The organism is Lewinella sp., from assembly GCF_050633125.1.
Lineage (GTDB): Bacteria > Bacteroidota > Bacteroidia > Chitinophagales > Saprospiraceae > Lewinella.
Genome location: NZ_JBOEFX010000031.1, coordinates 89,626 through 96,332 on the forward strand (window position 1 = coordinate 89,626; position 6,707 = coordinate 96,332).

The following is a 6,707-nucleotide window of genomic DNA, read 5'->3' on the forward strand; positions in this document are numbered from 1 at the left end:
TGGCTAAATCTTGCAGCTTCAAAGTTAACTATCCTTACGGACAATCGGTGAAATATCGTCCATTATCCCCGCCAGTGGTTGCGTTCCGTACTGCTTTCCCCTCGCGGTCATCTTAATCAAGTAGTCCAAGCGCTGCTGAGAGACCTCCTTGCGGGAAGGGCCAGCCTCCATCACCCACCCTACTTTGAGTCGCTGATAGAAATGAGGGAAGTTTTGGAAATTCTCCCACACCTGTTCCTCTTCTTGCAGCTGAGCAGCCACCCACTCCGGTATTTCAAAAGGATCATCAGGGCTCCCAATCTGATCAACGATAGCAGGGGCCATGCCCGCCGGCGTCATCAAACCCAAATGCTGTAGTTTCCAAAACCGCTGGCGATTCAGCTCCGATAAGAAACTTTTCTTCACTCGACGAGGCGTAATTCGCTGTACTCGGCTTTCTTTATCCAGTTTTTTCACTACACCATCAATCCAGCCAAAGCAGAGACATTCCTCTACGAGGTCATCATATGGCAATGAGGGCTTCCCTGTGTCCTTACGGAACATCCGCAGCCATATTTCCGTCTTGGTTTGGTGATGTTCCTGCAACCAGTTGCGCCAATCAGCACGTTGATGAGGATAAAAAATTTCGGTTATTTCGGGCATAAAAGAGCAGAATTAAGTCAACTTCCAAGATAACGAAAATTGAACAGCAGCTCGACAATAAAGACAACTTCACCGAACAAAAAAAGAACCGAAACCATTACCAACAGGCAATGATTTCGGTTCTTTTGAACGTCTATTTTAAACAGTACAACTGTCTTTCCTGACAGCTAATTAAGCAGTTGCTTAGTACTTGATAGAGAAGACGAAGTTATCTCCATTTGCCTCATTAGCAGTAGTAGCCGGGTCATCTGCCACGTAGTTAATTGCATCTACACGGATCAGGTAATAGTTATTGTTAGCAAAAACAACGAACAAGTCATCTACTGCTACAGTTCCTGAAACATCAGTAACCGCTGTTTCTACACAGGTAGGACTTTGGCTTACGCCATCAGAAAGGGCAACGCCATTGTTCGTGTAAATATCACTAATAACTTCCTTCTTGGTAACCTCATCGAAACTGAAGTTTTCAAGCTGAGATACATCAACCTTCACCATATTAGCACCATTAACGGTACCAAATTCGGCGCGCCAGTTTTCAGCAGGAAGAGTAACGGTACAGTCGATACCTAAGTCACGAATTTCTGCGCCAATATTTGCAGAACCTGTACCTGTACCATCAGCAAGTTTCAAACCACCGGTACCTGCAGGGCCAGCCTGGTTCAACAATACACCAGTAAGTGTTTGAGAAAGAGGAGTACCTGGCTCTTCTGTCGTTTCGATTACGATGTCAACAGCGTCCGTTTCACCACTGTCATCAGTAACAGTAAAGGTGTAGGTTGTGAAATCGCCAACGGCTTCCGTACCACTTGGTGCGATATCAATACTGTAAGTCACTCCATCTTTGTCTGTCCCGAAAAGTACAAGAGCGTTTTGAGTAGTAACTGCACCACCATCGATGGTCATGCGGCCAGTAGCAAGCTTACTGGTTCCTTCTTCAACCAGCAGGTTACCCAACTGCGCATCTCCTTTGCTCATGCGGATTTTCACAGAGAAACCCTCACCTAGTATTACCTCACTGTCAGCATTCAAGAAGCCAGGATCAGCAACAAAGCTGATTTCAGGGCCTAGTGGATCCACTACTATAGGGTCTTCTCCACAAGAAGTGAAAAATAAAGCGACCATTACAAGTCCTAATCCAGTTAGCTTTAGCACAAAGTTTTTCATTCTGTTAATTGGTTTGTATAAAAAAGTAAGTCGAAATCGACTTTTTATTATTGATTTAAAGTAATCGGTTCATTTACGTCAAAGACGGGGAAAGTATTGTGTTTGTCATGGCAAATATCGTAGGATTTTTATTAAAACTTCGATATCTGCCCCATTTACAAGTACATTAACCTTTTCTTAAACTATCACAAGCCTACTTAATGTTCGCAATAGCTTTGTTAAACTTTAGACGTAGTATCAAGACCTTTGTCACAAAAAGGGGGCTGATTTAAAAAAATGCTTTCTTGCTCTTCGTAATTCCTGACAAAAAGCTGACTACGTTCCATCTTGATGGTATTACATAGCCCCAATTTTATCCGTAGTTTTGCCCACACACCCAAAAAATGATATGAAAGTCACGGAATACTTCGAGCAAGCTAAAGATCAAACGCTGATCTCCTTCGAGGTGCTGCCTCCTCTTAAGGGAGGACGTATGCAGGATATCTTTGCCGCACTCGATCCCTTGATGGAATTTAAGCCACCTTTCATTGATGTCACTTACCATCGGGAGGAATTTATTTACAAAAAAAGAAAGAGCGGTTACTACGAAAAAACTGCCATCCGTAAGCGCCCGGGCACCGTTGGTATTTGTGCATCCATCATGCACCGCTATGGTGTAGATGCCGTCCCTCACCTTATTTGCGGTGGTTTTACAACCGAAGACACGGAAAATGCACTCATCGACCTCAACTTTCTCAATGTCGACAATGTGCTCGCCTTGCGTGGTGATGCGCGTAAATTCGAAGGAAAGTTCATACCCGAAGAAGGTGGTCATGAATTTGCCCTGGATCTCATCAAGCAGGTGACAGATATGAATACCGGCAAATACCTCGACGCAAATATCGACAACGGGGCTGCTACCAACTTCTGTATTGGCATTGCTGGTTACCCAGAGAAACATTTCGAGTCGCCCAATCTGGAACTCGACCTCGCGTATACCAAAGCCAAGATTGATGCAGGGGCTAACTATATAGTCACCCAAATGTTTTTCGACAACAAAAAATATTTTGAATATGTCGATGCTTGCCGAGCAATAGGGATCAATGTCCCCATTGTTCCCGGCCTAAAACCGCTGACAAAAAAATACCAACTCAACAGCATTCCTCGTTTATTCCACATTGATATGCCCGACGATCTGGTAAAAGCAATGACCGTGGCAAACACCCCTGAAGCGCGGCAAGAAGTAGGCATAGAGTGGTGTATTGCACAAAGTAAAGAGCTAAAAGCAGCGGGAGTGCCTTGCCTCCATTATTATACCATGGGCGATTCTTCCATCATCCGCCGGATAGCAGAAGCCGTTTACTAAAAAAAACTAATTAATATGGCCAAAATTCTTCCTAAGCTTAACAGCAGCCTGCAAGACTTCATTAAAGAACAGCAGTTGTTTTTTGTGGCTACCGCTGATATTGATGGCCGAGTCAATCTTTCACCAAAAGGACTGGACAGCCTAAGAGTACTCTCTCCTAATCGCTTGCTTTGGCTTAACCTCACCGGTAGTGGCAATGAAACAGCCGCTCATTTACTTGGTGTCAATCGTATGACGCTGATGTTTTGCTCCTTTGTGGGCAACCCGCTCATTTTACGGATCTATGGCACCGCCCTAACAATTCATGCCGCCGATCCGGAATGGGAAGAACTTTACGCCCATTTCCCCGACCTTGCAGGTGCCCGCCAGATTTTTGACGTCCAGATTGAGAGTGTCCAAACCTCTTGCGGCTATGCCGTGCCGCTTTATGATTTTGTGGATCAGCGTAGTCGCCTGCTTACTTCTTTCGAAGACAAAGGGCCTGAAGGCACCCAATCTTACTGGGCAGAGAAAAACATGACAAGTATTGACGGGAAGCCTACGGGGATACTCAACTAGCGCTTATTCTAATGAAATCAAAAGCACCTAAAGACGCTGAAGCTTTCCCCTCAAAAGCCGATGCCATGGCAGAGCTTCTCTCCGATTACCCAGAACTAGGAGAAGGGCTAGAGGAGATGGTAGATCAAGACAGCGATGGGGTGGTCAGCCTGGTGGGTATTTTCTCCCTTTTGCAATTAAGGTTGCGTGCCGTATTGGGGCTCATTCCCCACTCAGCTCCAAGAGACCCTGAACAGCCAGGGGCTGGCGGAGAATAAAATTTTCACGACCTTTGCCCTAATATTGCGCAAAAAAAATGGGACTTTCTTTACTTATCAGTAGAACAATACTTTGGATTACCAAACCCCCATATTGATTACCGGTGCTACCGGATTCGTTGGATCGTATACCGCCCGTTTGCTCCTTCAGCAAGGCTATACTCAAGTACATGCTTTACGACGGCCTGGCAGCCAACTTACCCTTTTAGGAGCTGCCGCCGATAAAATAATCTGGCACGAAGCTGAACTCGAAGACTACTTCAGTCTGGAAGCTGCACTAGAAGGCATCGACACAGTAATCCATTGCGCAGCGCTGGTTTCTTTTGCTCCTCGCGACAAGGAAAAACTGCTCACCATTAATCGTAAAGGCACCCAATATTTGGTTGACGCTGCCCTTTTTCAAAAGGTGCGACGGTTGATTCATGTGAGTTCCGTTGCTGCATTAGGACGGAACAATCACGGGCATCTTATTTCTGAAAGCAGCAAATGGGAAGATGGTAAACTGGTGAGTAATTATTCTCGCAGTAAATTTCTGGCCGAACTAGAGGTCTGGCGCGGGCAGGAAGAAGGTATGTCGGTGGCTGTTGTATACCCTAGTATTATTCTTGGCGCAGGCCACTGGTCAGAAGGCACTGCAAAAATGTTTGCTTATGCGCAACAAAGTCCTTCCTATTATCCTTCAGGAAGTACCGGCGTTATCGACGTAAGAGATGTTGCCAAAGCAATTTTGATGACCCTCAAACGCAACGAAAAGAACGACCGGTTTCTTCTCAACGGCACCAACCTCAGTTATCAAGAGCTATTGAATCAAATGGCCTCTGCACTCAACGCTTCACCTCCTCGCAAACCTTTACCTAAATGGGGTGCACTAATGCTGGCGCTGTTAGAAAAAATCCGCACCTTATTTACGGGTGACTCTCCGTTGCTTACACCAGAAACAGTTCGGGCGACCTACCAAAACTACGTTTACGACAGTCGCCACTCCGAAGAAACGCTAGGGATGACTTACAGAGATGTCACAACCACTATCGAAGAAACTGCCACTTTGTTTAAGGCCACAGAGGGGGAAAGGAGTGGGGTTTTGGGTTTATAAATACGCAAAACGGCATTTCTGCTTGCACTCCGACGCACAACGCCGACGCCGAATGGATAAGTATCAATAATCAAAAGATCTACTAAACCTAGTAGCTTAAAAAACAACCTTTGTGAAAACCTTTGATGAAGAAACATCTAAATATTTAGGCATTACTCAGTTTTATTTGCAGAATTATTTTGCCCATTCTGAAGAACAATCAGAATCACTCATATCATCATTTTTCAATCAGTTTAGCTTTGATGAAGATGATATTCATTATAGACATGCTTATGAATGGGCTGTAATCATTCACTTTGTTATTTTTAAAGGTTTGCCTTTTGACAAAGCAAATGACAAGACGTTAAATGGGGAATTCAGCGAAATCCCAGAGGATGCAATTAAGTATTTTGCGGAAAATTATTTTGATTCGAGTAGACAAGGGTTTTGAAAGCATACAGGAGTAGTTCTTTGGAAACAGACCTAGCTATGAAGGTGAGAAATAATTACCTGTTGGTCGGAAGACCAGCGTAGAATACGCAAAACGGTATTTTGCGTACACTCCTCCGACGCAGGCAAAGTCAACGCCGAACGCAGCGTTGTATTAGTTCTAAACCCGCCCAAGTTAATGCCAAATTAAAGGGGAGCGCAACGTGTCCTCCTTTGGAGGAGGTGTCCGAAGGACGGAAGAGGGCCGCACAATGGCACCGCAAGCAAAGTGGGAGGTCTTCGCGGTTGGTAGGCCGCCCTTGCGGTGAGTGCCGCCCTCCCTCGATTCTTTGAATCGGTCCCTCCAAAGGGACACATTTTGTGTGATACTAGTGGCAAGAATATCATTCAGCCGAAGCAATGGATAAAGGCCAACCTTGCGTTAAACAGTTACCTTGAAATAAACGATTGCCCCACTAGCGCGTCTAATCGCAAAATTATCTTTCATGTCCCTACGCATCAAACACCTTTATCAACGTGCTGGCTTTGGACTCAGTCCTTTGGAGTGGCAAACAAAGAAGTCGCTTGACATTGACCAAGCCGTTGACGATCTTTTTCAGGAAGCCAACGCTGCTGCTCCGCTTACTGTTATTGATTTTGAAGACCTGGCTGAAACGGTGATGGAAGACCGTCGTAAAGCTGGCAAGTTGCTTACTCAACAGTATACCCTGGAATGGCTCGACCGCATGGCAGCTCCTACCGAGAGTGCATTGCTGGAAAGGCTCACCTTGTTTTGGCACGACCATTTTGCCTGTCGCTCCGTTTTTGGGCACTTGGCTATTCGTCAGCTTCATACGCTGCGTGAACACGCCCTTGGTTCTTTCCGTGACCTTTGCCTCGCGATAGCTCGCGATCCGGCTATGATCCGATACCTCAACAACCAGCAAAACAAGAAGGACAGCCCTAACGAAAACTTTGCCCGCGAGGTATTGGAACTTTTCACCATTGGGCCTGGCCATTATACCGAGCAGGACATCAAAGAAGCCGCGCGTGCGTTCACAGGTTGGAGCAGCACCTACAAAGGGGAATTCCGTTTCCGCGCGGGGCAGCACGATTACGGCAGCAAAACATTTATGGGCCAAACCGGCCGCTTTGACGGCGCCGATATTATCGACATCATTCTGCAACAACCCGCTACGGCAAACTTCCTGGTGCGTAAATTTTGGGCCTATTACGTAAG

Annotated in this window: 8 protein-coding genes; 6 read left to right on the forward strand and 2 right to left on the reverse strand. The window is 45.8% G+C overall.

Going from position 1 to position 6,707, the window contains the following annotated elements:
- Positions 1–24: 24 nt before the first annotated feature.
- Positions 25–642 carry a YdeI/OmpD-associated family protein gene (locus ACRBG0_RS08900; RefSeq protein ID WP_431486548.1) on the reverse strand — a complete coding sequence of 206 codons (618 nt, stop codon included), beginning with the start codon at positions 640–642 and terminating at the stop codon, positions 25–27.
- Between the two features lie 183 nt (positions 643–825).
- On the reverse strand, positions 826–1,806 hold the full coding sequence (locus ACRBG0_RS08905; protein WP_431486549.1) for a hypothetical protein: 981 nt from the start codon (positions 1,804–1,806) through the stop codon (positions 826–828).
- Positions 1,807–2,194: 388 nt separating this feature from the next.
- On the opposite strand from ACRBG0_RS08905, the gene ACRBG0_RS08910 reads away from it, so the two are divergent.
- The 6 genes from ACRBG0_RS08910 to ACRBG0_RS08935 form a co-directional block, all read left to right on the forward strand.
- On the forward strand, positions 2,195–3,151 hold the full coding sequence (locus tag ACRBG0_RS08910; protein WP_431486550.1) for a methylenetetrahydrofolate reductase: 957 nt from the start codon (positions 2,195–2,197) through the stop codon (positions 3,149–3,151).
- Positions 3,152–3,166: 15 nt separating this feature from the next.
- The gene (locus tag ACRBG0_RS08915; RefSeq protein WP_431486551.1) at positions 3,167–3,709 is read left to right on the forward strand and encodes a pyridoxamine 5'-phosphate oxidase family protein; all 543 of its coding nucleotides are present in this window, start codon (positions 3,167–3,169) and stop codon (positions 3,707–3,709) included.
- A gap of 11 nt (positions 3,710–3,720) precedes the next feature.
- Complete coding sequence (locus tag ACRBG0_RS08920) at positions 3,721–3,966, forward strand: hypothetical protein (protein ID WP_431486552.1); 246 nt, start codon at positions 3,721–3,723, stop codon at positions 3,964–3,966.
- A 73-nt stretch (positions 3,967–4,039) separates the two neighbouring features.
- Positions 4,040–5,059, forward strand: a complete 1,020-nt coding sequence (locus ACRBG0_RS08925) for an NAD-dependent epimerase/dehydratase family protein (protein ID WP_431486553.1) — start codon at positions 4,040–4,042, stop codon at positions 5,057–5,059.
- A 112-nt stretch (positions 5,060–5,171) separates the two neighbouring features.
- Positions 5,172–5,489, forward strand: coding sequence for a hypothetical protein (locus ACRBG0_RS08930; protein ID WP_431486554.1), 318 nt, complete (start codon positions 5,172–5,174; stop codon positions 5,487–5,489).
- A gap of 484 nt (positions 5,490–5,973) precedes the next feature.
- Positions 5,974–6,707, forward strand: a 734-nt coding sequence (locus ACRBG0_RS08935; protein ID WP_431486555.1) for a DUF1800 domain-containing protein, incomplete at its 3' end; no start/stop codon positions are given.

What these genes read in the sequence shown, in the direction of transcription:
- ACRBG0_RS08900 (WP_431486548.1), bottom strand. Translation starts at nt 642, where the DNA reads ATGCCCGAAATAACCGAAATTTTTTATCCTCATCAACGTGCTGATTGG.
- ACRBG0_RS08905 (WP_431486549.1), bottom strand. Translation starts at nt 1,806, where the DNA reads ATGAAAAACTTTGTGCTAAAGCTAACTGGATTAGGACTTGTAATGGTC.
- ACRBG0_RS08910 (WP_431486550.1), top strand. Translation starts at nt 2,195, where the DNA reads ATGAAAGTCACGGAATACTTCGAGCAAGCTAAAGATCAAACGCTGATC.
- ACRBG0_RS08915 (WP_431486551.1), top strand. Translation starts at nt 3,167, where the DNA reads ATGGCCAAAATTCTTCCTAAGCTTAACAGCAGCCTGCAAGACTTCATT.
- ACRBG0_RS08920 (WP_431486552.1), top strand. Translation starts at nt 3,721, where the DNA reads ATGAAATCAAAAGCACCTAAAGACGCTGAAGCTTTCCCCTCAAAAGCC.